Source organism: Nocardioides sp. NPDC127514 (assembly GCF_040302125.1).
GTDB lineage: Bacteria > Actinomycetota > Actinomycetes > Propionibacteriales > Nocardioidaceae > Nocardioides.
The window spans coordinates 170885-193333 of record NZ_JBEORF010000004.1 but is presented as its reverse complement, the minus strand read 5'-3'; the positions used below and the strand labels follow the sequence as shown (position 1 = coordinate 193333).

Below are 22449 nucleotides of genomic sequence, written 5' to 3'. Positions count from 1 at the left end.
TGTCTTATGAATTTGTCGGATAGTTCGGATGGTTCGGATCGGTCAGGCGAACTTGCGGCGGTAGGCGCTGGTGGCCAGGACGTACGCGACGACCAGGAGGCCGACGCACCAGGCCAGTGCGATCCAGAGCTCGTTGCCCAGCTCCTGACCGGAGAAGATCGCCCGGATGGAGTCGACGATCGAGGTGACCGGCTGGTGCTCGGCAAAGGCTCGCACCGGGCCGGGCATGGTGTCGGTCGGCACGAACGCCGAGCTGAGGAAGGGCAGGAAGATCAGCGGGTACGAGAACGCGCTGGCTCCCTCGACCGTGCCGGCGGTCAGGCCCGGGATCACCGCGAGCCAGGTCAGCGCGAGGGTGAACAGGGCCAGGATGCCGACGACCGCGAGCCAGTCGAGCACGCTCGCGCCGGTGCGGAAGCCCATCAGCAGGGCGACCAGCACCACCACGACCAGCGAGATCATGTTCGCGACCACGGAGGTGAGCACGTGACCCCACAGCACCGCGGACCTGGCGATCGGCATCGACTGGAACCGGTCGAACATGCCGCCGTTCTTGTCCTGGAACAGACGGTAGGCGGTGTAGGCGATGCCGGAGGCGATGGTGATCAACAGGATGCCGGGTAGCTGATAGCTGACGTAGCTCTCGTGCGAGCCGGTGTCGATCGCGCCGCCGAAGACGTACACGAACATGAGCATCATCGCGACCGGTGTGATCGCGGTGGTGACGATGGTGTCGGGGCTGCGGCCGATGTGTCGCAGGGAGCGGCCGAGCAGGACGGCGGTGTCGCCGAAGAATCGGGTGGTCATCGTGACTCCTTCACGTTGTTCGTGCTGGCGGACGTGCCGTTGGACTTGCTGGTGATGGCGAGGAAGATCTCCTCGAGGGACGGCTGCTTCTCGACGTACTCCTGCTTGGCCGGCGGGAACATCGCCTTGAGCTCGGCGAGGGTTCCGTTGGCGATGATGCGGCCCTCGTGGAGGATCGCGATCCGGTCGGCGAGCTGCTCGGCCTCTTCGAGGTACTGGGTGGTGAGCAGGACCGTCGTGCCGCCGTCGGCGAGCTCCTTGACCGCCTGCCACACCTCGATCCGGGCCTCCGGGTCGAGACCGGTGGTCGGCTCGTCGAGGAAGATCACCGGCGGGTTGCTGATCAGGCTCATCGCGATGTCGACCCGGCGGCGCATGCCACCGGAGTACGTCGCGACCTTGCGGTTGCCGGCCTCGGTGAGCGAGAACCGGGCGAGGAGCTCGTCGGCGATCGCGCCCGGGTTCTTCTGGCGGAGCAGCTTGGCGATCAGGATGAGGTTCTCGCGACCGGTCAGGATCTCGTCGACGGCGGCGAACTGGCCGGTGAGGCTGATGGAGCCACGTACGTCGTTCGCCTGAGTCGCGACGTCGAAGCCGTTGACCGTCGCCTGGCCGCCGTCCGCCTTGAGCAGCGTGGCCAGGATCTTCACGGTCGTGGTCTTGCCGGCGCCGTTGGAGCCGAGGAGGGCGAAGATGCTCCCCTTCTCGACGCTCATGTCGACGCCCTGGAGGACGTGTACGTCGCCGTAGGACTTGGTCAGTCCGGCGATCTGGATTGCTGGTGTCGGGTTCATGTCGAATAGCGTCGAGGGTTGACGCTGGGTCAAGGTCAAGCGGAAGTTTCGATCTTTTTCCGCTGGGACTGATCGGACCCGACAGGAACGCGAAATGCGCTGGTCGCGGGGGGTCAGCCCTTCTGCAGGCGGCGCCAGCCGCCGGCCCGGTTGTTGGCGACGATGGCGCGCAGCAGCTCGGTCAGCGCCGGACGGTCGATCGGGTCGTCCCGGTAGATCTGGATGGCTCGCCCGGTGGCGTTGCCGTGGCCCTGGTTGATGATCCCCGCCGGATCGGGGACGGTCGGGTCGTAGAGGAACAGGTTGACGTGGTCCTTGGTGGCGAGAAGCGCGCACACGTTGCCCTGCAGCACGAAGTAGGGCTGGACCGTCCGCTTGATCGTCTCCTCGATCTCGGGGTCGGCGTCGTGGATGATCTCGCGCAGCTCGCGGCAGATGTCGCGCTGCCACTCCGGCAGACCGTCGAGGTAGCTGTCGACGCCGGCATGGGTGCGGATGGCCATGATCGCAATGTACGCCCGGCTCTCGGGCGCCCGGCAAGCCAAATACACATGTCGATAAATCATCCCTTTGACTTCAAGTACTTGAAGTTCTTAGCGTCGTTGGCGTGACTGCATCAACGACTCGGACGTACACGATCCGAGAGGTGGCGACGCTGACCGGACTGCCGGCCAGCACCTTGCGCTACTACGAGACGATCGGGCTGATCTCGCCGGTCAGCCGCGGCGCCAGCAGCGGCCACCGGGTCTATGACGAGACCGACCTGGACCAGCTGACCGGCGTCGCCTGCCTGGCCGCGATCGGCCTCTCGATCGACGACATGAGGACGTACGTCACCAACAGCCGCCTCGGTCGCGACGGTGCCGCCGAGCAGATCGACATGCTCACCGAGCACGCCGCTCACCTCGCCCGCGAGGCCGAGAACCTCGAGCTGCGTCGGACGTACGTCGGTCTCAAGACCGACTACTGGCGAGCCGTCGCAGCCGGCGACGAGGCACGCGCCGAGGAGATCGGCGCGCAGGCACACACGCTGGCCGATCAGATCCGCGGCCGCGAGAACCACTGATCCACACCCATCTCAGACTCAGGAGAACCTCCATGCGCGTCAACGCGTACGCAGCACCTTCCGCCGGCGAGCCGCTGGCCCCGACCACCATCGAGCGCCGTGAGGTGGGCGCCAACGACGTCCTCATCGCGATCGAGTTCGCCGGCATCTGCCACTCCGACATCCACACCGTCAACGGTGACTGGGGCCCGCAGCCGTTCCCGGTCGTCCCGGGCCACGAGATCGTCGGTCGCGTCACCGAGGTCGGCTCGTCGGTCACCAACCACCAGGTCGGCGACCGCGTCGGCGTCGGCTGCTTCGTGAACTCGTGCCGCGAGTGCGACAACTGCCGCAACGGCGACGAGCAGCACTGCTCGACCCCGGGCGGCGGCGTCGGGACGTACGCCGCGAAGGACCGCGACGGTTCGTTCACCCAGGGCGGCTACTCGACCCACGTCGTCGTCGACGCCCACTTCGCGCTCAAGGTGCCCGAGGGCATGGACGCGGCGGCCGCGACGCCGCTGCTGTGCGCCGGCATCACCACGTACGCGCCCCTGAAGAAGTGGGGCGCCGGCCCCGGCAAGAAGGTCGCGATCGTCGGTCTCGGCGGGCTGGGCCACATGGGCGTCCAGATCGCCCACGCGATGGGCGCCGAGGTCACCGTGCTCTCGCAGTCGCTGAAGAAGCAGGAGGACGGGCTGCGGCTCGGCGCGGACCACTACTACGCCACCTCCGACCCGGCGACCTTCGAGCAGCTGGCCAGCTCGTTCGACCTGATCGTGAACACGGTCAGCGCGAAGATCGACCTCGACGCCTACCTCGGCCTCCTCGCCGTGGACGGCACGATGGTCAACGTCGGCGCCCCCGCGGAGCCGCTGAGCGTCAACGTGTTCTCGCTGATCACCAACCGGCGCAACTTCGCCGGCTCGATGATCGGCGGCATCGCGCTGACCCAGGAGATGCTCGACTTCTGCGCCGAGCACAACATCGGCTCCGAGATCGAGGTGATCTCGGCAGACCAGATCAACGAGGCGTACGCCCGGGTCCTGGCCTCCGACGTGCGCTACCGCTTCGTGATCGACACGGCCACGCTGGCCTGATCCGTCACGACCACGCGAGAGCGGCAGCCGGATCCAGGCTGCCGCTCTCGCCCGTTTTCCAGGGTGTCGTCTATCTCCAGTGCGCCGGGCGGGCGAGGCCGTCCGGCAGGCGCGTGCTCGCGTCTCCACGCATGGCGTTGACCTGCGCCTGGCCGAGGAAGAGCGCGCGGGTCAGGTCCGCACCGGCGACCGCGGCATCGCGGAGGTCGGCGCCGAGCAGGTCGGCATCGGCCAGGTCCACGCGGCTCAGGTCGGCGGAGATGAGGAGAGCGCTCCGCAGGTCAGCGCGCCGCAGGTCTCGCCGGCGCAGGTCCCGGCCGACGAGATCGGCACCGCTCAGCGCAGGGCCGGCGGGGCGGCGTACCTCCGCACTCACCTGCCGGAGCGCAGTCCCGACGACCGTGCGGAGCGCAGGGATGTCGGTGGCGAGGACCTGCTCGGCGGCGCCGCCCGCCGCCGCGGACACCAGCTCGGTCGCGTCGGAGAGGTCGGTCGCGGTGCCGCGCCATGCCGCCTCCTCGAGCAGGGCCAGCATCTCGTGCAGCTGCCGCATCACGTCGAAGACGTCGAACATGCTCTGCCGCAGGTCTGGCTCCGTACGCCAGTCCGCGCCGCCGAAGGTCACCTGGGTGACCTGCTGACCAGCGCCGGAGCACTCGAAGACCGTGCACCCGGTGTACCCGCGGTCGCGCAGCCGGTCGTGGATCCCGCACCCGAAGTCGGGGCCGAGGTGACGGCACGGATCGCCGGCCGCCTTGTCCTCGGGGAAGTCCGCCGAGCGGGTGAAGGACAGTGCGACGCAGCACAGGCCAACGCATCGTGAGCAGTCCGAGCGGTACGCGGAGTCGGGGCGGGTCACCTCCCCATCCTCCCTCAGCGCCGGTCCGGCGGTGACACGGCCGCGATGCCACGGACCGCGTGCTCGAGGGCGTGCCGAGCAAGCGGGTCGGTGATGCGGTCGGCGTTCAGCAGCAGTGCCCCGGGCAGGGTGACCACGCAGTGGCGCACACTCGTGACGGCGGCACGGTCGTGCCGCTCCCACAGCGCGGAGGCGAGCTCGACGAGGAGCGCACCGAGCTCCTTCTGGAGGCCGAGCAGCTGCGTACGTCCCTCCTCGTCGAGCTCCGAGGTCAGCAGATCGTCCGCGGTCGCGGCCAGCAGGAGCCGGGCGCCGTCCTCGTTGTCCGTCGCGTACGCCGCGGGGGCGAGTGCGGCCGCGACAAGCGCCTCGGTCGCATCGCCCTCCCGCATCGCCTCCGCCACACGGTCGCGCTGGAACGTGAGGAAGCGGCCGGCTTCCTCGGCCCAGACCCGGGCCAGGAGGCCGTCGCGCGACCCGAACGCGTGGTAGACCGCTCCGTTGGACGCACCCGACGCCGCGCTCAGCGCTCGGATCGTCAGGCCGTCGACGCCTCGCTCGATCCAGAGATCCCGGGCATGCGCGAGAAGGTCGGCGAGGTCGTACTGCCGTGGACGCCCCATGCCGGGATCAGACAGGGTCGCCGTTGCCGGCGCCGAGCGCCGTGACGACATCTGCGAACATCCGGGCCTTGATCGTGCCGAGGGTGGCGCGGTCCTTGCCCGCCAGATCGCGTACGAAGCCGGCGGCCGCCTCGAACAGCTTCTCCGACGAGGCGGTGGCGTCGACTATGCCAACCGCCGCAGCGTCAGCTCCGCCGTAGCGGCGCCCGGTCGCCATCGCGTCGAGCGCCGTGCGCGGTGTCAGCTTGCTCGTGACGAGGGCATTCATCCCCACGGTGAAGGGGATGTGGATGTCGACCTCGGGGAAGCAGAAGTAGCCGCGGTCCTCACGCATCACGCGGTAGTCATGGGCCATCGCCAGCATGGCACCCGCGCCGAACGCGTGTCCGTTGACCGCGGCGACCGTCGGGACCGGCAACGTGAGGATGCGCGCGAAGAGGTCCTGGACCCGGGCGACGTACGCATCGTGCTGGTCGAAGTTCTGCCCCAGCCACTCCAGGTCGAGCCCATTGGAGTAGAACTTGCCGCCGCCGATCGTGACCAGCACCGCCGGCTCGGTCGCCGACTCGATCTGGTCGAGCGCCGAGCCGACCGCCTCGAGCCAGTCGGGCGAGAAGCGGTTCTCGTCGTCCCCGAGGTCGAGTGTCCATACCGGTCCGTCGCTGGAGATGGTGACCACGATGCTGCTCCTTCGTTCGAGACCCGTACGTCATCCCGCCGGGTTGGGCTGCTCCGACAGTAACAGAGCAGCGCTCTGAAATCCCCCTCGGGACTAAGGTGAGAGACATGAGCATCCCGGTCGCGCTGCCCGATCTCGCCTCGACCCTCGAGCGGTTCGGCAGCGGCTTCCTGCTGACCACCGCGGGCGAGCGGATCAAGGTCGTGGTCGTCGACCCGGTCGTCGAGGGCTCGACGCTGCGGATCTCGGATCCCGGCGGCGGCACCCGTGCCAACCTGGCCGCGAACCCGGTCCTGACCCTGACGTACGCCCCGCTCACGCCGCGCGACCATGCGCTGATCGTCGACGGCACCGGCCGTGTCGAGGGATCCGACGTCCTCGTGACGCCGACCGGCGCCGTGCTGCACCGGCCGGCATCGCACGCCTCTGGACCCGTGCCCGAGGACGGCTGCGGACAGGATTGCCGACCGGTCGACCCGTCGCGTCCGTAGGCTCGACCCCATGGAGACCTCGCCCACCGTGCTCGTCACCGGCGCGACCGGCTTCATCGGTCAGCGGCTGGTCGCGGAGCTGACCCGACGCGGCACCACGGTGCATGCGATGACCCGGCGCCCGGACGACTACGACGGCCCCGGCGTACCGGTGGGGGCCGACGTCAACGACCCCGCCACCCTGACGACCGCGCTCGACGGTGTCGATGTGGCGGTCTATCTGGTGCACTCGCTCGACCACGACGACTTCGAGGAGCGCGACGCCCGGGCCGCACGGTCCTTCGGGGCCGCCGCAAAGCGGGCCGGGGTGCGCCAGATCGTCTACCTCGGCGGCCTCGGCGACGATGACGGGGACCTCTCTCCCCATCTGCGCTCGCGCCGCGAGGTCGAAGCCCTGCTCGGCGAGGCCGGCGTCCCGGTCACGGTGCTGCGGGCCGCGATCGTCGTCGGGCACGGCGGCGTCTCCTGGGAGCTCACCCGGCAGCTGGTCAAGAACCTCCCCGCCATGGTCGTGCCGAGGTGGACCGCCACCCGGACCCAGCCGATCGCCGTCGACGACGTGATCCGCTACCTCGCGGGTGTCATCGACAACGAGGACGCGGTCGGCGAGATCTTCGAGATAGGTGGTCCCGAGGCGATGACCTACGTCGACATGCTGACCGTCGCTTCCGAGGTGGCCACCGGCCGAACGACCCCCATCGTCCCGGTGCCGGTGCTGACGCCTCGACTGTCGTCGTACTGGCTGGCGCTGGTCACCGACATCGACCTGACCACCGGGCGCAACCTGATCGACTCGATGAGCACCGAGGTGGTCGCGCGGGACCGGCGCATCCTCGAGGTCGTACCCGGCGAGCCGTTGCCCTATCGCGAGGCCGTGCGACGCGCCCTGGCCGAGCGGCTGGCCGAGGGCAAGGGGGTCTGAGTCCTCAGCCGAAGAGCAGCGGCAACGCCAGCAGCATCGACAGCGACCACGCACAGTGGGTGAGGATCGGCGCGAGTACGCCGCCGGACGCGCGCCGTTCGAGCCCGACCACGACCCCGAGCAGGATCGCGGCGAAGGCCAGCATCACGTTGCCCGTCGCGAGCGTCGCGATCACGTAGGCCACCGACGTCCAGGCGACCGGATGGCGAGGTAGGGCGGCGTAGACCGCGCCGCGGAAGAACAGCTCCTCGGCCACCCCGTTGACGGCCGTCACCACGACCAGGATCGGGAGCGAGCCCTGGTCGGCGAAGTCGAGCACCGAGCGGACCTGCCGGTCCAGCCACGGGATCTCGCGCACGACCAGGCCGCCGATCACGAAGACCCCGGCCAGACCGAGGCCTAGCAGGATCGGTGGCAGCACGGGGCGTACGAACCGGCGCTCTCCCTGCCCCCGCCGGCGCCAGGCATCGATCCGGCCGAGATGGAGCGGCCCTGACGCGAAGGCACCGACGGCCCACACCCCGGCGAGAGCGAAGGTCGCCGGGTAGAACCAGACGCTGCCCGGCTCGATCCGCAGCGAGACCCCGAGCACGACCGCGCCGAGCAGGACGAAGCCGACCGTCACCAGCTGGCGGCGACGTAGCGCGGCGTCACCCTGCCGGTGATCGCGCGGGACGACGTCCCACAAGGACCTGCGCACCCAGCGGCGCACGGCACTCCCCTCGCTCCGGTGACGGCTGCGTTCACCGTCCAACCTAGCGGGCGATCGAAGCACCGATCAGATGATCGCGACGGCGTTCGCGGGTGAGCCGGTCGCGCCGGTGACGTTGAGCGGCTTGACGCTGAGGAAGGCCTCCCACCGCTGCAACGCGTCCATGCGGCGGGCCAACGGGCCGAGCCGCCACAGCTCCCCGAGCGGCATGCCGAGCTTGGCCAGGAACTCCTGGTGCATCATGCCGCGGTCGTTCGGCGCCGACTGGACGAAGGGCGAACCCGGCACGGGCGGCAGGCACTCGACGGCGAACGTGTCCGCCGCGAGCAGGGCGAGACCGGAGTCCCAGGCCCAGTCGAGCACCTCCTCGCTCTGCTCGATGCCCGTGGCGCGGCCGAGGGCCTGCTGAGCCAGCTTCTGCTCGGCGGTGAGCTCGAGGAACCACTCGCACCACCCGGTGTGGAGCATGACGATGTCACCGGCACGCAGCTCGATCGCCTGCGCGGTGAGGGCCTGGTCGATGTAGTCGTACGGGATCGGCTGACCGGCCTCGTGATCGAGCGTCTCCTCGCGCCGGGCGAGGAGGCCGGCGATGTCCACCAGGACTCCCCGGCTGACGATGGGGCGATCTGCCCAGACCTGGATGCCGATCTCCTCGGTCCCCGGGATGACCAGCTCGTCAGCGGTGCCGGCGTAGAACCCGACGTCGTCGGCCCGCCGGTGACGCAGCCCGTCGATCTGGGTCGAGGACTGCAGGTAGTAGCCGTCGAGGTAGTCGTCACGGTGCGCCGGGTGGTTGCCATAGATGACGTGCTCAGCCGGTTTCCTGGTCCGGGACATCCCGGGCGTGAACGCGTTGATCGGGTAGTCCAGCCCGAAGGCCTCGCCCAGCTGGACCAGACCGGCCGCGGCCACCACGGCCTCCTCGTCCGCGAAGGACGGCGTGCCGCGCCACGGGTCGTCGAAGAGCTCCCAGGAGGTGCCGCGCAGCGATCCGGGCCGGTCGTGGAGCTCGGCCCTGCTCGGGCGGTCATGCGTGGTCATGGTGGTGTCCGTTCGTCTCTCAGACCGGCTGGATGCCGTGCCCCCACGCGGCTCGCCTCAGTATCTCGCGCTTCGCCCTGCCCTAGGGTCATTTCTGTGCCCGACAACTGGCTGAACGAGACCCGCGAGTCGTACGACACCGATGCCGCCGGCTATGCCGAGAAGGTACGCGGCCTGCTGGACGACCGTCCGTACCTCCGCGCCGGCCTGGCGGTGTTCGCCGAGGCTGTGCGCGAGGGCGGGCCAGTGGCCGATGTCGGCTGTGGCCCGGGGTACGTCACTCGGCATCTGCGCGACCTCGGCGTCGACGCGTTCGGGATCGACCTCTCCCCCGAGATGATCGCCATAGCCCGGCAGGACCATCCCGACCTCGGGTTCGAGGTCGGGTCGATGACCGATCTGCCATTGGCGGACCGATCTCTCGGCGGCGTACTCGCCTTCTGGTCGGTCATCCACATCCCCGACGCGGCGGTGCCCGGAGTGTTCGAGGAGTTCCGGCGGGTGCTGCGGCCCGGCGGTTCGGTGCTGGTCGGGTTCCATGTCGGCGACGAGACTCGGCGCTCGACCACCGGCTACACCGGGCGCGCGATCAACGTCGACACCCATCGCCGTACGCCCGAGCAGATCTCGCAGTGGCTGCGCGAGGCCGGGTTCAGCATCGAGGCCGAGCTCCTCATGCGGCCCGATGACGATGTCCCGGGCGCGATCGTCTTCGCCCAGAAGCCTCTCTCGGACTGATCAGGAACGAAGAAGCGTACGGAGCCTCTGCCTCCTTAGGCTCGTCTCAACGGACCCGATAGGAAGGAAAGACCGATGGCGAAGAGCACCACGTTCACCGAGGAAGAGAAGGCAGCCATGAAGGAGGCCGCGGCCGAGCGCCGTACGGCCGCCAAGCGTGGGACCGGCAGCAAGAAGGCCGAGGCCGACCTCGCCGACTGCCTCGAGAAGATCGAGGCGATGGACGACAACGACCGCGCGATCGGCGAGACGCTCCACCGGATCGTCACCACGCACGCGCCCGACCTCGCCCCGAAGACCTGGTACGGCATGCCCGCCTACGCCAACTCCGACGGCAAGGTCGTGGCGTTCTACAAGTGCGCCGGGAAGTTCAAGATGCGCTACGCCGAGGTCGGCTTCCAGGAGTGGGCGAACCTCGACGACGGCGACATCTGGCCGACCGTCTTCGCCGTCACGTCGATGACCCCGGCCGTCGAGGAGAAGCTCACCGAGCTGGTGAAGCGAGCGGTGCGCTAGCCGGCGTGATGCTCGCGGTAGCGCCGGTAGAGCCGTTCCAGGAACCCATCGAGCTCGGCGGCCATCTCCTCGTCCAACGTGGGAAAGGAGAAGGTCGCCTTGCCTGTACGCCGCGTGCGGAACGCCTCCGACGAGCCATCGAGCGCCTCCGGCCAGGTGTCGACGGCGATCGCGTAGAGACTCACCTTCTGCGAGCTCCGCTTGACCGCCGCGAAGTAGTCATGGGCGCCCGAGCCCGGCCAGCGCAACGACGGCATCCCGTAGATCGTCGCGTCCTCGAGCTCGTTGCGGTAACGGGCGAGAAGCGCCCAGATCCGGTCTTCGGCGGCATCGAGGTCGGCCATTGAGCGAGCGTACCGAACGCGCGGCGCTCGCCGAGGCGCTCAGCGGCGACGGAAGAGCCGGAACCGACGGCGTCGCCGAGCGTCCGTGCGTGCCGGTTCGCGAGGTCTCCTCTCTCGCGCCGCGCGGCGGGCGGCCCATTCGGCGACCGTGGTGTCGGGGTCGCGTGGCATCGTGATCAGCGGCGGGCCCGCCGGCGGTTCATAGCGGGCGCGGATCACCTGCGCGTTGAAGTCGTCGATCTCGCGGCGTACGGCCTTCTCGTCTGCCAGCTCATCCAGGCGCGCGTCCAGCGCGGCATCGTCCTTGCGGAGCTGGATCGACGGTGGCAGCAGCACAACGTGCTCACGCTCGATGAGGCTCCTGATCCACCACTCCGGATCGTGCTGGTCCGGTAGGTCGATCGGCTCACCGCTGCCGGGCAGGTCGTCGAAGTCGCCGCGTGCGATCGCCTTCCGGACCTGGAAGTCGGCGAGGAGGGCGACGGCGACCGCGTCGTCGATCGCGAAGGCGTACGGGTCGTGGGGCATCACCGTTGGTCACCTCCCTCTGCGGATATAAGTCATGTGTATTATGTCACGCGTATTGAAACGAGAAGGGACCGAGGGATGCCGAAGCAGGTCGACCACCGCGAGCGACGAGAGGCGATCGCGCACGCGCTGTGGCGGGTGGTCGAGCAACAGGGCTGGCCGCGAGCGACCATGCGCGAGGTCGCCCGCGAAGCAGATGTCTCTCTCGGGCAGCTTCAGCACTACTTCTCGTCCCGGGCCGCGATGCTGACCTTCGCGATGGAGTTCGCCGCCGAACAGACCTCGGACCGGGTCGCGCGCGCCCTGACCGGGGTCGCGCAGCCTCCACATCCCCGCGACGTACTCCGGGTGGTGCTCACCGAGATGCTCCCGCTGCACCCCGATGCTCGCGCCACCAGCCGGATGAACGCGGCGTACGTCCTCGAGGCGCTGCACGACCCCGAGCTGCGCGAGGTGGCCGGCGTCGGCCTGCGCCAGGGTCGCGACACGGTCGAACGTCTCATCCGAGAGGCGATGGCCGATGGGCACATCTCCGCCGACCGCAACCTCGCGATCGAGACGGACCTCATCCTCTCGCTGACCGGATTCACGCCGCTGCTGGAGCTGGGCGTGATCGAACCCCAGGCCGCGCTCGCGGCCATCGACCAGCACCTGGACCGGCTCTTCTCGCCCCCATCGTGACCGTCGGCCCGGACGTACCGCGAACCCGGGAGTCACAGATCTCACCGCTGTCCGGTCTACCGAGTGCACCGTTCATCGAGGAGGACTCCCATGTCATTGACCGTGCTTCAGGAAGCCAAACCGCCCTTCATCCCGGAGGGGGCGCACGCGATGACGATCGTCATCGAGTACCCGCCGGGCGACCCCGGCACCCCGCCGCACCGCCACTCCGGGCCGGCCTTCGGCTACGTACTGGAGGGCGAGATGGTGTTCGAGCTCGAGGGCGAGCCGCCGCGGGTCGTCCGTGCCGGCGAGACCTTCTGGGAGCCGGGCGGGGACGTCATCCACTACCAGGACGGCAACAACCGCGACGACATCTCGGTGCGGTTCACCGTCACGATGCTCTGCGAACCGGGCAAGCCGATGCTCGAGTTCGTGTCCGAGCAGGAGCTCCAGGCGAAGGGCTGGTCGCGGAGCTGAACTGAGCTGACCGGGCCCGCACGGCACACGCCGTGCGGGCCCGGTCAGCTGCGATGCCAGTCGCCCAGCTTGGCCGGGTTGAGCACGATCCACAGCGTCGCGATCTCGTACCCGGCCGTCTCTGCACCGATGACCGCGACGGCGCGAGAGCCATGGCGCAGGACCAGCCCGGCGCGGCCGTTGACGGACTCGACTGCCAGGTCGACACCGGTCTGCCCGCACAGCGTCGTGACCAGGCGGGCGACCTCTGCCTGACCGTGCAGAGGCCAGTCAGGGGCGGGTACGAGTCCGCCGGCGTCGCAGGTGCCGACGACCTCGACGCCCAGGACGGCGGTGAGTGCGGTGACGTCTCCCCTGCCACAGGCTTCGGCGAACCTGCGGACGACCAGGTCGTGTCGATCGAGCGGACCCCAGGATGTACGCACATCGTGCCCCGTTCTTTCGAGGTCGCCTGGTGTGTCCGTCGGCGACTCAGCCTGCGGCGGACACGCCCTTGTTCTTCTCGGGGTTGACCAGCCAGAACACCTGATCGATGCCGTCGGCGGTGGCGTCGATGGTGACCAGGCCGTACGCGGAGCCGTCGCGGACGAGTACGGCGGACGTCTGTCCGTTCGTGGTCGTCCAGCGCACCCCGACGCCCTCCCAGAACCAGGTGGAGATCGCCTTGAGGAACTTCGCGACCCGTTCGGCGCCGACGAGCGGCGTACGGGCGACACCCGTCCGGCCGTTGCCGTCGGACAGGCTGGTCACGTCCGGCGTGAAGAGTCGCTCCAACGCGGCCAGATCGCCGGCGCGGGCAGCGGTGAGGAACGTGGTCAGCAGCTCCCGCTGCTCTTCCGCGGCCACCGGTGCCCGCCGCTCGCCGGCGATGTGCTTGCGTGCCCGGCTGACCAGCTGACGTACGGCAGGTTCGGTCGAGGACAGGATGTCCGCGATCTGCGCGTAGGAGTATTCGAAGGCTTCTCGCAGGACGTAGGCGGCGCGTTCGTTCGGGGTGAGCCTCTCCATCAGCAGCAGAGACGCGAACTGCAGAGCCTCGGCCCGCTCGGCGCCCAGGTACGGGTCCGCCCCGGTGTCAACCGGTTCGGGCAGCCACGGCCCGATGTAGGTCTCACGCCGTTTCCGCGCCGACTGCAGGACGTTGATGGCCAGCCGGGTGGTGGTGGTCGCCAAGAACGCCTCCGGGTTGGCCACCGTGGACCGGTCGTACGCCTGCCAGCGCAGCCACACGTCCTGCACCAGATCCTCGGCCTCGGTGACGCTGCTGAGCATGCGATACGCAATCCCGAACAGGCGCGGTCGCACCCGGGTGAAGACAGCGGTCGCCGCCTCGAGATCCTCAGCGTCACCGAGATCACGCACCTCGGAATCCGTCATCCCACGCCCCCACCGTCGCGTCTCGGTCGCCGTCCGGCACCAGCCAAACTCTAGAGGCTCTCAGAGTGCCGCCGCGCGACGATCGTGATCGGTCGTGGTCACTTCGCCGGCGGCGGGTTCAGCGGCAGCCAGTCGGCGAACCGGGTGGCCGCCAACTGCGCGTCGGGGCCAGGCAGGAGCATGTCCTTGTCCAGCAGGGCACCGAAGTAGCGCGCCTCCGGGTCGGTGACGACCTCGCGGGCGTCACCGCGGTAGCTCAGCCCGGTGCGGATCAGCTCGTCGAGACCGAACTGCTCGGGCCCGGCCACCTCGAGCGTGCCGTTCAGCGGCGTACCCACGGAGACTCGGCCGACCGCGGCGGCCACATCCTCGCCTGCGATGGGCTGGATCCGCGCGTCGGACAGACGGACCGTGTTTCCCTCGGTCGCCGCTTGGGCGATGCTGCCCACGAACTCGAAGAACTGCGTGGCGTGCACGATCGAGTACGGCCGTCCGGACTCCTTGATCAGCCTCTCCTGCTCGATCTTCGCGCGGAAGTAGCCGCTCTCGGCGAGACGCTCGGTGCCGACCACCGACAAGGCCACGTGGTGTCCGACCCCAGCCTTCTCCTCGGCGGCGAGGAGGTTCCCGGTGGACGTACGGAAGAAGTCCAGCACGGCATCGTCGGCGAACGAGGGCGAGTTCGAGACGTCCACCAGGACGTCAGCGCCCTCCAGCACCTCGGCCAGCCCTTCGCCGGTGAGGGTGTTCACGCCCGAGTTGGGTGACGCGGGCACCGCTTCGTGGCCGTGCTCGGCCAGCTTCCGGACGAGCTTCGAGCCGATCAGGCCAGTTCCGCCGATCACGACGATCTTCATGGTGTTCCTTCCATCTCGCGTTCCGGCCGATCCGGAACGCCGCTCATCAGTGAGGACCGGACAGGCCTGCGGTTTGTGACAGCAGGTTCGACGGCGGATGCGATCGGCCGTCCTCTTCCGGTCGTCGTCACAAACCGAGGGCCGATCCGGTCCTGAAAGGAGACACCGACTGACGAACCGAGGTACCTCATGGACACCCGTGGCGCCCACGCCATCGACACGATCGACGATCTCCGCCGCCACCTGCAGTGGGCGATCGAGCTCGAGCACGCGACGATTCCTCCCTACCTGTGCGCGCTCTACTCCCTGGACCCGGCCCGCAACCCCGAGGCCGCCCAGGTCGTGGGCACGGTCCTTGCCGAGGAGATGATCCATCTGGCGCTGGCCGCGAACCTGCTCAACGCCGTCGGCGGCTCTCCCGTGCTGGACGCGCCGGAGCTGCTCCCGGCGTACCCCCATCCGCTGCCCCACGGCGACCGGTCCGTCCACGTCCATCTCGTCCCGTTCGGCCCCGAGGCGCTCGAGCTGTTCCTGCGCATCGAACAGCCGGCGTCCGTCGACGCACCGCCGCAGGGTGACGAGTATCAGACGATCGGGCAGTTCTACGCCGCGATCGAGGCCGGCCTGCGCACCCTGTGCGACCAGCTCGGCGAGGAGAACGTGTTCAGTGGCGACCCGGCCCGGCAGATCGGCGAGTTCCACCTCAGGGGTGGAGGTGGCGAGGTGCTGCCGGTCGTCGACCTGAAGTCCGCTTCGGCCGCGCTGGCGGAGATCGTCGAGCAGGGCGAGGGCGCCGCGCGTACGAACGTGTGGGACGGCGATCGCGACGTCTTCCACCCGGACAGGGACGAGGTCGCGCACTACTACAGGTTCCAGGAGCTCCGCCTGGGCCGCCGCTACCAGACCGGGGACACACCGCAGTCCGGCCCGACCGGCAAGGAGATCGCGATCGACTTCGACGGTGTGCTGCCGATGCGGCCCAACCCGCGTACCGCGGACTATCCGGAGGGCAGCCCCATCCGCGTCGCCCAAGAGGAGTTCAACCAGACCTACAGCCTGGTTCTGTACCTGCTCGAGCAGGCCTTCAACGGCGATCCCAGCCAGATGCAGGACGCTGTCGGAGCCATGTTCGGCCTGCGCAAGCAGGCGATGGCGCTGATGAAGATGCCGACCGGTGACGGGACGACGACCGCAGGTCCGACCTTCGAGTACGTGCCGCTCGAGCAACGGAGCTGAAGCACCCCGTGGGGGTCGCCGGAGCGCGGGCGGCGGTGCGCCGCGGCGGCCCTCCCCGGGCCACACCCTCGCGCCTCGTTGCCACCCGCACGCGACACTGGAGCGATGAGTCTCTCGATCCACCCCGGATCCATCAGCGACACGAGTCGCTGCGTCGACCTGTGGACACGAGTGATCGTCGCGCGAGACGGGTCGGACGTCGCCGCCGAGGTTGCCCGGCGAGCGCGAGCGGCGTTCACGGAGCCGACCATACGCTTCGCCGTCGCCGGGTCGGCGCCCGACGGATTCGCGCTCACGGTCACCAGGGAGAACGGCGTCGCGCTCCTGTCCCGGGTCTGCGTCGACCCGTCGGCCACCTCGCGCGGCATCGGCGCGGCCCTGGTCGCCGACGCGGTCGAGCATGCACGGAATGCCGCGTTTCAGCGCATCGAGCTGGATGTCCGGGAGACGAACGCACGCGCCATCGCACTCTATGAGCGGGCGGGCTTCTCCGCCGTCTCCGACCCGTGGGACTACGACGGGGGCGACCGTGTCGTGACGTGGTCTCTCGATCTGACGATCGCGAAGCCTTCCAGGTGAGGTGGACCGACCTAACAAGGGCGACCCGCGAGGAGATCGTCGGTGTCGTCGATCGCTGTCCCACTCCTCAACCGGCTGGTGTCGCGGCCGGGGGCCTCGCCGTAGCGACGGCGGTACTCGCGGTTGAACTGGGTGGCGCTGTCGTAGCCGACTCGGTGCGCGACCGTCGCGACATCGTCAGCTCCCGAGACCAGGAGCAGCCGCGCCTGGTGGAGCCGGATCTGCTTCTGGAACTGGATCGGGCTGAGCGCCGTGATGCCCTGGAACTTGCGATGGAATGCGGAGACGCTGAGCCCGCAACTGCTGGCGAGGTCGTCGACGCGGAACGATTCGGCGAAGTTCTCGGTGATCCACCGCACCGCTCGGCTGATCTGGGTGGTGCAGCTGTCGGCGATCCCGATCTGCGCCAGGTTCCCTCCGAGCGGGCCGGTGAGCAGTCGCCAGAGGATCTCCCGCTCGACCATGGGCGCCAGCACCGCCCGGTCCTGCGGCCGGTCGATGAGGCGCACCATCCGCACGACGGCATCGACCAGCTCGGGCTCGGCGTCGGTGACACCGACCGCAGGAGGGGCAGCACTGTTCCGCACGGCCACAGCGCCCGGCGGCGACTCCAGCAGCAGTGACGCGATGGTGGCGGGACGCAGCACCAGCCCGAATCCGAGCGCGGGCCGGTCCGGAGAGGCCTCGCTGTAGTGACCGGTGATCGGGACGTCGACGGAGGCGACGAGGTACTGCCCGGGACCGTACTCGAGAACGCGATCACCCACCGAGATCCGCTTGCGCCCCTGGGTGATCAGCGCGAAGACCGTGCCAGAACCGTTGGTCGACGGCGCCTCCACCGCATCGGCGCGGGCGAGCAGCATCCCCTCGATCGGGGTCGTCTGGTCAGGACGCGCGTGCTTCTCGATCCGTCGGCGCAGCTCCTCGAGCGGGGTGTCGGTCACGTGACGAAGGTACGTCGCCCACCTGGCCGTCGTCGCCTGGTTCTGCTTCTTCTAGCAGGATCAGGCAATCATCTGCCATGTCTGGTCTCACGCCGCGCGGTCCCGGACTGGTTCGCTGAACGGGTCGAAAGAGCCCGCGCCGATCGGTGCGGAGCAGACCACCGGAAAGGCGACAGCGATGAACATCGAGTACGGATTCCAGGCCACCATGACCGCCAAGGAGGGGAAGGCGGACGAGCTCGTCGACCTTCTGCTCTCCGGTCCCACTGTCGGGCCCTCGGCACACGAGGGCTGCCTGGTGTTCCTGGTCAGCCGGTCGGCCACCCAGCACGACGTGGTCCACCTCGTCGAGGGCTGGGTGAGCGAGCAGGTGCACCACGACGTCTTCGACGACCCCGAGTCGCAGGGCTACATCGCCCGCTGTGCCGAGCTCGTCGCCGACTCGCAGTACACCGACTTCGTCCCGCTGGGCGGCAAGGCGAATCTCGCCCACGCCACGTCCCCCTCCGCCACCGGACGGTGACCGCGATGGACAGCGCAGCCGCCATGACGACCGCCCGGCCGAGCCTCGATCCCGAGCTCAGCGCCCTGCTCGCCGACATGCCCGACGTACCTCCCCTCAGCGCGGAGACCCTTCCCCTGATCCGCCCGTTCGCGACCGTCGACGCGGACGTCGCGCTTGCCGGGCACGACCTGAGCAGACGCGACATCACCGTCCCCGGCTTCGACGGCGTACCCATCCCTCTCACAGTCCTCACACCGGCCAGAGGCGGCGAGCGCCGCACGCCGGCTCCGTGTGTCTACTGGGTGCACGGCGGTGGGATGGTCATGGGTGACCGCTTCTCCCAGATCGACATCCCGCTCGACTGGCTCGAGAGCTTCGGCGCCACCGTGGTGTCGGTCGACTACCGCCTCGCGCCCGAGGCGTCGGGAACGACGCTGGTGGAGGACTGCTATGCCGGCCTCGGCTGGGTGGCCTCGCACGCGGACGAACTCGGCATCGATCCTGCTCGCATCATCGTGGCCGGTACTAGTGCCGGTGGCGGGCTCGCGGCCGGCACCACCCTGCTCGCGCGCGATCGACAAGGCCCGGCGATCGCAGCTCAGGTCCTGATCTGCCCGATGCTCGACCATCGCAACACGACGGAGTCCAGCCGTCAGTTCACGGGTCCCGGTGTCTGGTCCCGCGAGGCGAACGAGCTCGGCTGGCGATCGGTCCTCGGCGACCTTGCCGATCGTGGCGATGGCGGGGTGCCCGGCTACGTCTCGCCTGCGCTCGCCGAGGATTTCGCCGGGCTGCCGACCACCTATGTCGACGCCGGCAGTGCCGAGGTCTTCCGCGATGAGAATGTCGCGTACGCGTCCCGTATCTGGGCAGCGGGCGGGCAGGCCGAGCTCCACGTCTGGGCCGGCGGCTTCCATGGTTTCGATGCGCTCTTCCCCCAGGCCCAGGTATCGCAGGCAGCACGCGCCGCCCGAAGCGACTGGCTCTCGCGCGTACTCCGCGACCCGAGGCTCACGAGCTGATGGCCCCCGCACTCGCGCACCGTCGCCGCAGCCTGGCGGGTCGCTCGCCGGCCGAGCAGCACCGAACGGTAACCCCGCTGGAGCTGCTGTACGACCTGGTGTTCATCGTCGCCTTCGGGCAAGCGGCTGACGAGCTGGCGCACCACGTCGCGGCCGGCCGGACACTCGCCGGGGTCGTCGGATTCAGCCTCGGGGTCGTCCTGATCTCGTGGGCCTGGGGCAGCTACACCTGGTTCGCATCGGCGTACGACGAGGACGACTGGATCTGCCGGCTCACCACCATGGTGCAGATGGTCGGCGTCGGCATCGTCGCGCTCGGGTTGCCCGAGATGTTCGCCTCGCTCGCAGGGGCCGAGAACGGCGGCTACGGCATCGTGGTCGGCGGTTACGTCGTCATGCGCGTGCCGATGGCCGTCCAATGGTTGCGGGCGGCGCACAGCGACCCGGCACGACGGCCGGCGCTGATGACGTACTTCTGGACCATCGCCATCGCCCAGGCCGGATGGACGTTGCTCGTGGCGGCCGCCCTTCCGCTCCCCGCTGCGGCAGTCATCGGAGTGGCGCTGCTCGCGATCGAGACGGTCGGGCCGGTGATCGCGCAGCGCGGGAAGGGCGGGACTCCCTGGAACGCCGACCACGTTGCGGAGCGCTACGGCCTCCTGGTCATCGTCGCCCTCGGCGAGGTCGTCTTCGGCACCGTCGCCGCGGTGTCGGCAACAGTGCACGGTCCCGCGGGCTGGAGCATCGATGCGGCCGTGACCGCGACCGCGGGGATCGGGCTCGCGCTCGCGATGTGGTGGATGTACTTCACCGTGCCCTCAGGACTCGTCCTGCGAGTCCACCGGGAGCGGGTGTGCTTCTGGTCCTACGGACACCACGTCATCGTCGGCGCGATCGTGGCCGTCGGTGGCGGCCTGCACGTCGCCGCACTCCGCCTCGAGCACGACTCCGAGATCGGGACCGTGCCCACCATCCTGACGGTGGCGATCCCCCTCGTCATCTTCGTCTGGATGCTCTACGCCCAGTGGAGCACCCTGGTCAGAAGCGGCAACCGTCGTCACGTCGGCCTGATCATCGGCACCTCTGCGATGACCGTCCTGGCGGTCGTCCTGGTCGCAGCGGGCGCTTCCATCGCCGTGGGCCTGGCGGCGATCGCGGTAGCGGCCGTCATCCCCATCGCTGGATTCGAGCTCATCGGGCACCGCGATCTCGCGGCTGCCCTCGCCCGCACGCTCTCAGCAGATCGGCACGTTGACCGTCGATGTGAAGTGGAACGAGGTGGCTCCGCCCAGGTCGAGCCAGGTGCCCGAGGGGGTCGTCGCAACGCGAATGACGTATTCGGTGCACCCTGGGCAGCGGCCTACGTGGCCCGGCTCGGGTCCGTAGACGACGAGTTGGGCCAGCGTTGTCGACAGGCCACAGGCTCGGCACCGCACCTGGGCGGTGGTGTGTGGATGTTGGCTTGATCGCGAGCACGGATCATGGACATGAGAGGAACGACACCCGAGCCGCCCGCGACGAGGAGGACAGGTGAAGGGTCGTCCTGATCCCACACGAACCAGTGGCCCAGAGGGCCTCGGATCTCGAACTGGTCGCCGATCATGGCGGTATCGGTGAGGAAGGCAGACACCTCGCCTCCGGGCAGGCGCTGAACGGTGATCTCGATGACGCCGTCGTCGGCCGGCGCCGCGAGTGAGTAGCTACGAACGGCCTGATAACCGTCCGGGGCGGTCAGCCGCACATCGACGTGCTGCCCGGGCAGGTGACCAATCCATTCGTCGACCCGCAGGGACAAGGTGTAGGCCGTGGCCGTCTCCGCGCGGCTCGCGGTCACGGTGGCGCTCTGCCAGCGCCGCGCTCCTAGTCGCCCTGGTATCGCTGTTCGCGCCATGGGTCGCCGTAGTCGTGATAGCCGAGCGACTCCCAGAAGCCCGGGTCGTCGTCCTCGACGAGATCGAGGCTCTTGATCCACTTGGCGGACTTCCAGAGGTATAGGTGCGGGACCAGAAGCCGAGCTGGTCCACCGTGCTCGGCGGGAAGGTCCTCACCGTCGTGTTCGTGAACGATCCAGGCCTTGCCGTCGAGCAGGTCCTCGAGCGGGAGGTTCGTGGTGTAGCCGCCGTAGGAGCGTGCAAGCACGTACTCGGCGGCGGTGTCGACGTCTGCCAGAAGATCGTCTATGGCGACACCTCTCCAGGTGGTGTCCAGTCTGCTCCAACGAGTCACGCAGTGGATGTCGACCGTGATGTCCTGCGCGGGCATGGCCAGGAACTCGTCCCATGTCCAGGATCGCCGGGCCTGGTCTCCGTCCCTGACGCTGAACGTCCACTCGTCGCTTCGTATGGCGGGTGTCGGGCCGGCGGACAACACTGGAAAGTCGCCGGTCAGGTATTGCCCAGGAGGCAGTCGGTCGTCCATCGCAGGGTGCCTGCCCGTGAAGCCGCGCGTCACGTGCACCATCTCAAGCCACCTACCCTTCCTTCGGTGTCAGAGGCTCAGCGGCTGTCGGGCGCCGCGTCCCAACTGCAGCGTAGTTCGAAAGCTCGGCCCCGGTGGTGGGAACGAGCTCGGCGTTGCCGGCCAAGGCCTGGTGGGCTGGAGTTCGGGGTCAAACGGCTGATGCCCTGGGTCTACAGCACTGTCGAGATGGAGCCCACATGCACGATGGATTTGCCGAGTCACCCCGGTTGATCAGCCGGCGATCGTGAGGTCAGTGAGCTTGACCGGGTCGAGGATCAGGTCGATCTCGGTGATTCGCTGTCCCTGCACGGTCACCCCCACGACAGCCAGGACATCGCCTGCGCGCTGGGCGATGAGGCCGGCGGAACCGTTGACCAGGGCAGGCTGACACAGCGTCGCGAAGCGGGGACCTTGCACCGCGGTGTGACGGGCGACATCGTCTCTTCCCACGAGGAGTGCGGGAGCGATCCCGGCGCGTGCTCCGGCGTCGACGAGGAACACGACCTCCGGATCGAGCACCTCCAGCAAACCCTCGAAGTCGCCGGCGCGGGCTGCGGCGAGGAACGCGTCGACCAGCCGACGTTGCGTGGGGAGATCTGCGTCTGGCACGGAGTTCGTACCCTGAACGCGTCGGCGGGCCCGGCTCGCCAGTTGACGTGCCGCGACCGGTGTGCGATCCACGATCGGGGCTATCTCGTCGAATGGGACCCCGAACATGTCGTGCAGGACGAAGGCCAACCGCTCTGCTGGTTCCAGGGTTTCCAGGACGACGACGAGCGCAAGGCCCACCGAGTCCGCCAGCAGGCTGGCTTGTTCGGGATCCTCCGACCCGCCTGTCGACGCCATGGGCTCGGGGAGCGCATCTACGGGGCCCTCGGGTCGTGCCTTGCGGGCCCGGAGCATGTCGATGCACACCCGTCCGACCAGAGTGACGAGCCAGCCGCTCATGCCCTTGATCGCTGCACCGTCCGACTTGGTCGTACGGATCCACGCCTCCTGGAGAGCATCGTCGGCCTCGGTCAACGAGCCGAGCATGCGGTAGGCGACCGCCCTCAGGCGGGGCCGATGCTCCTCGAATCGCTGGGCGAACCAGTGCATCGCAGCGGTTCTGTCATCCGGACAGGTCT

At 69.0% G+C, this 22449-nt stretch carries 30 protein-coding genes and 1 pseudogene; 13 read left to right on the top strand and 18 right to left on the bottom strand.

Annotated elements, in window-relative coordinates:
* Positions 1-42: 42 nt before the first annotated feature.
* The 3 genes from ABTX24_RS04880 to ABTX24_RS04870 form a co-directional block, all read right to left on the bottom strand.
* Positions 43-807, bottom strand: coding sequence for an ABC transporter permease (locus tag ABTX24_RS04880; protein ID WP_350717659.1), 765 nt, complete (start codon positions 805-807; stop codon positions 43-45).
* The gene (locus ABTX24_RS04875) at positions 804-1601 is read right to left on the bottom strand and encodes an ABC transporter ATP-binding protein (protein ID WP_160026175.1); all 798 of its coding nucleotides are present in this window, start codon (positions 1599-1601) and stop codon (positions 804-806) included. Before ABTX24_RS04875 ends, ABTX24_RS04880 begins: the two co-directional genes overlap by 4 nt.
* Positions 1602-1714: 113 nt before the next feature.
* On the bottom strand, positions 1715-2104 hold the full coding sequence (locus tag ABTX24_RS04870) for a DUF1801 domain-containing protein (RefSeq protein ID WP_350837806.1): 390 nt from the start codon (positions 2102-2104) through the stop codon (positions 1715-1717).
* A gap of 104 nt (positions 2105-2208) precedes the next feature.
* On the opposite strand from ABTX24_RS04870, the gene ABTX24_RS04865 reads away from it, so the two are divergent.
* Together ABTX24_RS04865 and ABTX24_RS04860 are read left to right on the top strand one after the other, a co-directional pair.
* Positions 2209-2667, top strand: a complete 459-nt coding sequence (locus ABTX24_RS04865; protein WP_350837804.1) for a MerR family transcriptional regulator — start codon at positions 2209-2211, stop codon at positions 2665-2667.
* Positions 2668-2699: 32 nt separating this feature from the next.
* Complete coding sequence (locus tag ABTX24_RS04860; protein WP_350837802.1) at positions 2700-3746, top strand: NAD(P)-dependent alcohol dehydrogenase; 1047 nt, start codon at positions 2700-2702, stop codon at positions 3744-3746.
* Positions 3747-3816: 70 nt separating this feature from the next.
* On the opposite strand, the gene ABTX24_RS04855 is transcribed toward ABTX24_RS04860, so the two are convergent.
* Genes ABTX24_RS04855 through ABTX24_RS04845 form a run of 3 tightly spaced genes read right to left on the bottom strand, consistent with a single transcriptional unit; the run spans position 3817 to position 5907 of the window.
* The gene (locus ABTX24_RS04855) at positions 3817-4605 is read right to left on the bottom strand and encodes a pentapeptide repeat-containing protein (protein ID WP_350837800.1); all 789 of its coding nucleotides are present in this window, start codon (positions 4603-4605) and stop codon (positions 3817-3819) included.
* 14 nt (positions 4606-4619) lie between these two features.
* On the bottom strand, positions 4620-5228 hold the full coding sequence (locus ABTX24_RS04850) for a TetR/AcrR family transcriptional regulator (RefSeq protein ID WP_350837798.1): 609 nt from the start codon (positions 5226-5228) through the stop codon (positions 4620-4622).
* A gap of 7 nt (positions 5229-5235) precedes the next feature.
* Entirely contained in the window at positions 5236-5907 is a 672-nt protein-coding gene (locus ABTX24_RS04845; protein ID WP_350837796.1) for an enoyl-CoA hydratase-related protein, read from the bottom strand.
* 107 nt (positions 5908-6014) lie between these two features.
* Here ABTX24_RS04845 and ABTX24_RS04840 point away from each other — a divergent pair, with 107 nt between their 5' ends.
* Together ABTX24_RS04840 and ABTX24_RS04835 are read left to right on the top strand one after the other, a co-directional pair.
* A complete protein-coding gene (locus ABTX24_RS04840) occupies positions 6015-6398 on the top strand; it encodes a pyridoxamine 5'-phosphate oxidase (RefSeq protein ID WP_160026168.1) in 384 nt (127 codons plus the stop codon).
* 10 nt (positions 6399-6408) lie between these two features.
* Positions 6409-7320, top strand: a complete 912-nt coding sequence (locus ABTX24_RS04835) for an NAD(P)H-binding protein (protein ID WP_350837794.1) — start codon at positions 6409-6411, stop codon at positions 7318-7320.
* A 4-nt stretch (positions 7321-7324) separates the two neighbouring features.
* Here ABTX24_RS04835 and ABTX24_RS04830 read toward each other — a convergent pair whose 3' ends face one another.
* Both ABTX24_RS04830 and ABTX24_RS04825 read right to left on the bottom strand, forming a co-directional pair.
* Positions 7325-8032, bottom strand: coding sequence for a CPBP family intramembrane glutamic endopeptidase (locus tag ABTX24_RS04830; RefSeq protein ID WP_350837792.1), 708 nt, complete (start codon positions 8030-8032; stop codon positions 7325-7327).
* Between the two features lie 66 nt (positions 8033-8098).
* A complete protein-coding gene (locus tag ABTX24_RS04825; RefSeq protein WP_350837790.1) occupies positions 8099-9076 on the bottom strand; it encodes a cyclase family protein in 978 nt (325 codons plus the stop codon).
* Between the two features lie 96 nt (positions 9077-9172).
* Between ABTX24_RS04825 and ABTX24_RS04820 the strand changes: the two genes are divergently transcribed.
* Both ABTX24_RS04820 and ABTX24_RS04815 read left to right on the top strand, forming a co-directional pair.
* Positions 9173-9814 (top strand): class I SAM-dependent methyltransferase, encoded by a 642-nt coding sequence (locus ABTX24_RS04820; protein WP_350837788.1) that lies wholly within the window; start codon positions 9173-9175, stop codon positions 9812-9814.
* A 75-nt stretch (positions 9815-9889) separates the two neighbouring features.
* A complete protein-coding gene (locus ABTX24_RS04815) occupies positions 9890-10330 on the top strand; it encodes an iron chaperone (protein WP_160026163.1) in 441 nt (146 codons plus the stop codon).
* Here the strand turns inward: ABTX24_RS04815 and ABTX24_RS04810 are convergent.
* Positions 10327-10674: a hypothetical protein gene (locus ABTX24_RS04810; RefSeq protein WP_350837786.1), complete on the bottom strand. Its 348-nt coding sequence runs from the start codon at positions 10672-10674 to the stop codon at positions 10327-10329. The two genes, ABTX24_RS04815 and ABTX24_RS04810, sit on opposite strands and share 4 nt — an antisense overlap.
* 39 nt (positions 10675-10713) lie before the next feature.
* On the bottom strand, positions 10714-11202 hold the full coding sequence (locus ABTX24_RS04805) for a DnaJ family domain-containing protein (protein WP_350837784.1): 489 nt from the start codon (positions 11200-11202) through the stop codon (positions 10714-10716).
* Positions 11203-11280: 78 nt separating this feature from the next.
* Between ABTX24_RS04805 and ABTX24_RS04800 the strand changes: the two genes are divergently transcribed.
* Together ABTX24_RS04800 and ABTX24_RS04795 are read left to right on the top strand one after the other, a co-directional pair.
* Complete coding sequence (locus tag ABTX24_RS04800; RefSeq protein ID WP_350837782.1) at positions 11281-11883, top strand: TetR/AcrR family transcriptional regulator; 603 nt, start codon at positions 11281-11283, stop codon at positions 11881-11883.
* A 90-nt stretch (positions 11884-11973) separates the two neighbouring features.
* Positions 11974-12342, top strand: a complete 369-nt coding sequence (locus ABTX24_RS04795) for a cupin domain-containing protein (RefSeq protein WP_160026159.1) — start codon at positions 11974-11976, stop codon at positions 12340-12342.
* A gap of 44 nt (positions 12343-12386) precedes the next feature.
* On the opposite strand, the gene ABTX24_RS04790 is transcribed toward ABTX24_RS04795, so the two are convergent.
* The 3 genes from ABTX24_RS04790 to ABTX24_RS04780 form a co-directional block, all read right to left on the bottom strand.
* Positions 12387-12767 carry a sigma-70 family RNA polymerase sigma factor family protein gene (locus ABTX24_RS04790; protein WP_350837780.1) on the bottom strand — a complete coding sequence of 127 codons (381 nt, stop codon included), beginning with the start codon at positions 12765-12767 and terminating at the stop codon, positions 12387-12389.
* A 46-nt stretch (positions 12768-12813) separates the two neighbouring features.
* Entirely contained in the window at positions 12814-13719 is a 906-nt protein-coding gene (locus tag ABTX24_RS04785; protein WP_350837778.1) for an RNA polymerase sigma-70 factor, read from the bottom strand.
* Positions 13720-13817: 98 nt separating this feature from the next.
* Positions 13818-14576: an SDR family oxidoreductase gene (locus tag ABTX24_RS04780; RefSeq protein ID WP_350837776.1), complete on the bottom strand. Its 759-nt coding sequence runs from the start codon at positions 14574-14576 to the stop codon at positions 13818-13820.
* 189 nt (positions 14577-14765) lie between these two features.
* Between ABTX24_RS04780 and ABTX24_RS04775 the strand changes: the two genes are divergently transcribed.
* Together ABTX24_RS04775 and ABTX24_RS04770 are read left to right on the top strand one after the other, a co-directional pair.
* Positions 14766-15812 (top strand): ferritin-like domain-containing protein, encoded by a 1047-nt coding sequence (locus ABTX24_RS04775; RefSeq protein ID WP_350837774.1) that lies wholly within the window; start codon positions 14766-14768, stop codon positions 15810-15812.
* A 105-nt stretch (positions 15813-15917) separates the two neighbouring features.
* Positions 15918-16391: a GNAT family N-acetyltransferase gene (locus tag ABTX24_RS04770; RefSeq protein WP_350837772.1), complete on the top strand. Its 474-nt coding sequence runs from the start codon at positions 15918-15920 to the stop codon at positions 16389-16391.
* An 11-nt stretch (positions 16392-16402) separates the two neighbouring features.
* Here ABTX24_RS04770 and ABTX24_RS04765 read toward each other — a convergent pair whose 3' ends face one another.
* Complete coding sequence (locus ABTX24_RS04765) at positions 16403-17335, bottom strand: AraC family transcriptional regulator (RefSeq protein ID WP_160026153.1); 933 nt, start codon at positions 17333-17335, stop codon at positions 16403-16405.
* Positions 17336-17513: 178 nt separating this feature from the next.
* Between ABTX24_RS04765 and ABTX24_RS04760 the strand changes: the two genes are divergently transcribed.
* The 3 genes and pseudogenes from ABTX24_RS04760 to ABTX24_RS04750 all read left to right on the top strand — a co-directional run.
* Positions 17514-17858 (top strand): putative quinol monooxygenase, encoded by a 345-nt coding sequence (locus ABTX24_RS04760; protein WP_350837770.1) that lies wholly within the window; start codon positions 17514-17516, stop codon positions 17856-17858.
* A 5-nt stretch (positions 17859-17863) separates the two neighbouring features.
* On the top strand, positions 17864-18862 hold the full coding sequence (locus ABTX24_RS04755; RefSeq protein ID WP_350837768.1) for an alpha/beta hydrolase: 999 nt from the start codon (positions 17864-17866) through the stop codon (positions 18860-18862).
* Positions 18862-19968 (top strand): annotated as a pseudogene (locus ABTX24_RS04750) (low temperature requirement protein A); the annotation flags it as partial. The gene ABTX24_RS04755 and the pseudogene ABTX24_RS04750, both read left to right, overlap by 1 nt.
* 129 nt (positions 19969-20097) lie before the next feature.
* Here the strand turns inward: ABTX24_RS04750 and ABTX24_RS04745 are convergent.
* The 4 genes from ABTX24_RS04745 to ABTX24_RS04730 form a co-directional block, all read right to left on the bottom strand.
* On the bottom strand, positions 20098-20298 hold the full coding sequence (locus ABTX24_RS04745) for a DUF6510 family protein (RefSeq protein WP_350837857.1): 201 nt from the start codon (positions 20296-20298) through the stop codon (positions 20098-20100).
* A complete protein-coding gene (locus ABTX24_RS04740; RefSeq protein WP_350837766.1) occupies positions 20223-20753 on the bottom strand; it encodes an FAD-binding oxidoreductase in 531 nt (176 codons plus the stop codon). The genes ABTX24_RS04745 and ABTX24_RS04740 overlap by 76 nt, the downstream gene beginning before the upstream one ends.
* On the bottom strand, positions 20723-21280 hold the full coding sequence (locus ABTX24_RS04735; RefSeq protein ID WP_350837855.1) for a sulfite oxidase-like oxidoreductase: 558 nt from the start codon (positions 21278-21280) through the stop codon (positions 20723-20725). Before ABTX24_RS04735 ends, ABTX24_RS04740 begins: the two co-directional genes overlap by 31 nt.
* A 273-nt stretch (positions 21281-21553) precedes the next feature.
* Complete coding sequence (locus ABTX24_RS04730) at positions 21554-22420, bottom strand: sigma-70 family RNA polymerase sigma factor (RefSeq protein WP_350837764.1); 867 nt, start codon at positions 22418-22420, stop codon at positions 21554-21556.
* Positions 22421-22449: the final 29 nt, after the last annotated feature.

Coding starts and splice junctions, on each gene's coding strand:
- ABTX24_RS04880 (WP_350717659.1), bottom strand. CDS start 807: ATGACCACCCGATTCTTCGGCGACACCGCCGTCCTGCTCGGCCGCTCC.
- ABTX24_RS04875 (WP_160026175.1), bottom strand. CDS start 1,601: ATGAACCCGACACCAGCAATCCAGATCGCCGGACTGACCAAGTCCTAC.
- ABTX24_RS04870 (WP_350837806.1), bottom strand. CDS start 2,104: ATGGCCATCCGCACCCATGCCGGCGTCGACAGCTACCTCGACGGTCTG.
- ABTX24_RS04860 (WP_350837802.1), top strand. CDS start 2,700: ATGCGCGTCAACGCGTACGCAGCACCTTCCGCCGGCGAGCCGCTGGCC.
- ABTX24_RS04850 (WP_350837798.1), bottom strand. CDS start 5,228: ATGGGGCGTCCACGGCAGTACGACCTCGCCGACCTTCTCGCGCATGCC.
- ABTX24_RS04840 (WP_160026168.1), top strand. CDS start 6,015: ATGAGCATCCCGGTCGCGCTGCCCGATCTCGCCTCGACCCTCGAGCGG.
- ABTX24_RS04835 (WP_350837794.1), top strand. CDS start 6,409: ATGGAGACCTCGCCCACCGTGCTCGTCACCGGCGCGACCGGCTTCATC.
- ABTX24_RS04825 (WP_350837790.1), bottom strand. CDS start 9,076: ATGACCACGCATGACCGCCCGAGCAGGGCCGAGCTCCACGACCGGCCC.
- ABTX24_RS04815 (WP_160026163.1), top strand. CDS start 9,890: ATGGCGAAGAGCACCACGTTCACCGAGGAAGAGAAGGCAGCCATGAAG.
- ABTX24_RS04810 (WP_350837786.1), bottom strand. CDS start 10,674: ATGGCCGACCTCGATGCCGCCGAAGACCGGATCTGGGCGCTTCTCGCC.
- ABTX24_RS04805 (WP_350837784.1), bottom strand. CDS start 11,202: ATGCCCCACGACCCGTACGCCTTCGCGATCGACGACGCGGTCGCCGTC.
- ABTX24_RS04800 (WP_350837782.1), top strand. CDS start 11,281: ATGCCGAAGCAGGTCGACCACCGCGAGCGACGAGAGGCGATCGCGCAC.
- ABTX24_RS04795 (WP_160026159.1), top strand. CDS start 11,974: ATGTCATTGACCGTGCTTCAGGAAGCCAAACCGCCCTTCATCCCGGAG.
- ABTX24_RS04785 (WP_350837778.1), bottom strand. CDS start 13,719: ATGACGGATTCCGAGGTGCGTGATCTCGGTGACGCTGAGGATCTCGAG.
- ABTX24_RS04780 (WP_350837776.1), bottom strand. CDS start 14,576: ATGAAGATCGTCGTGATCGGCGGAACTGGCCTGATCGGCTCGAAGCTC.
- ABTX24_RS04775 (WP_350837774.1), top strand. CDS start 14,766: ATGGACACCCGTGGCGCCCACGCCATCGACACGATCGACGATCTCCGC.
- ABTX24_RS04770 (WP_350837772.1), top strand. CDS start 15,918: ATGAGTCTCTCGATCCACCCCGGATCCATCAGCGACACGAGTCGCTGC.
- ABTX24_RS04760 (WP_350837770.1), top strand. CDS start 17,514: ATGAACATCGAGTACGGATTCCAGGCCACCATGACCGCCAAGGAGGGG.
- ABTX24_RS04755 (WP_350837768.1), top strand. CDS start 17,864: ATGGACAGCGCAGCCGCCATGACGACCGCCCGGCCGAGCCTCGATCCC.
- ABTX24_RS04740 (WP_350837766.1), bottom strand. CDS start 20,753: ATGGCGCGAACAGCGATACCAGGGCGACTAGGAGCGCGGCGCTGGCAG.
- ABTX24_RS04735 (WP_350837855.1), bottom strand. CDS start 21,280: ATGGACGACCGACTGCCTCCTGGGCAATACCTGACCGGCGACTTTCCA.
- ABTX24_RS04730 (WP_350837764.1), bottom strand. CDS start 22,420: ATGCACTGGTTCGCCCAGCGATTCGAGGAGCATCGGCCCCGCCTGAGG.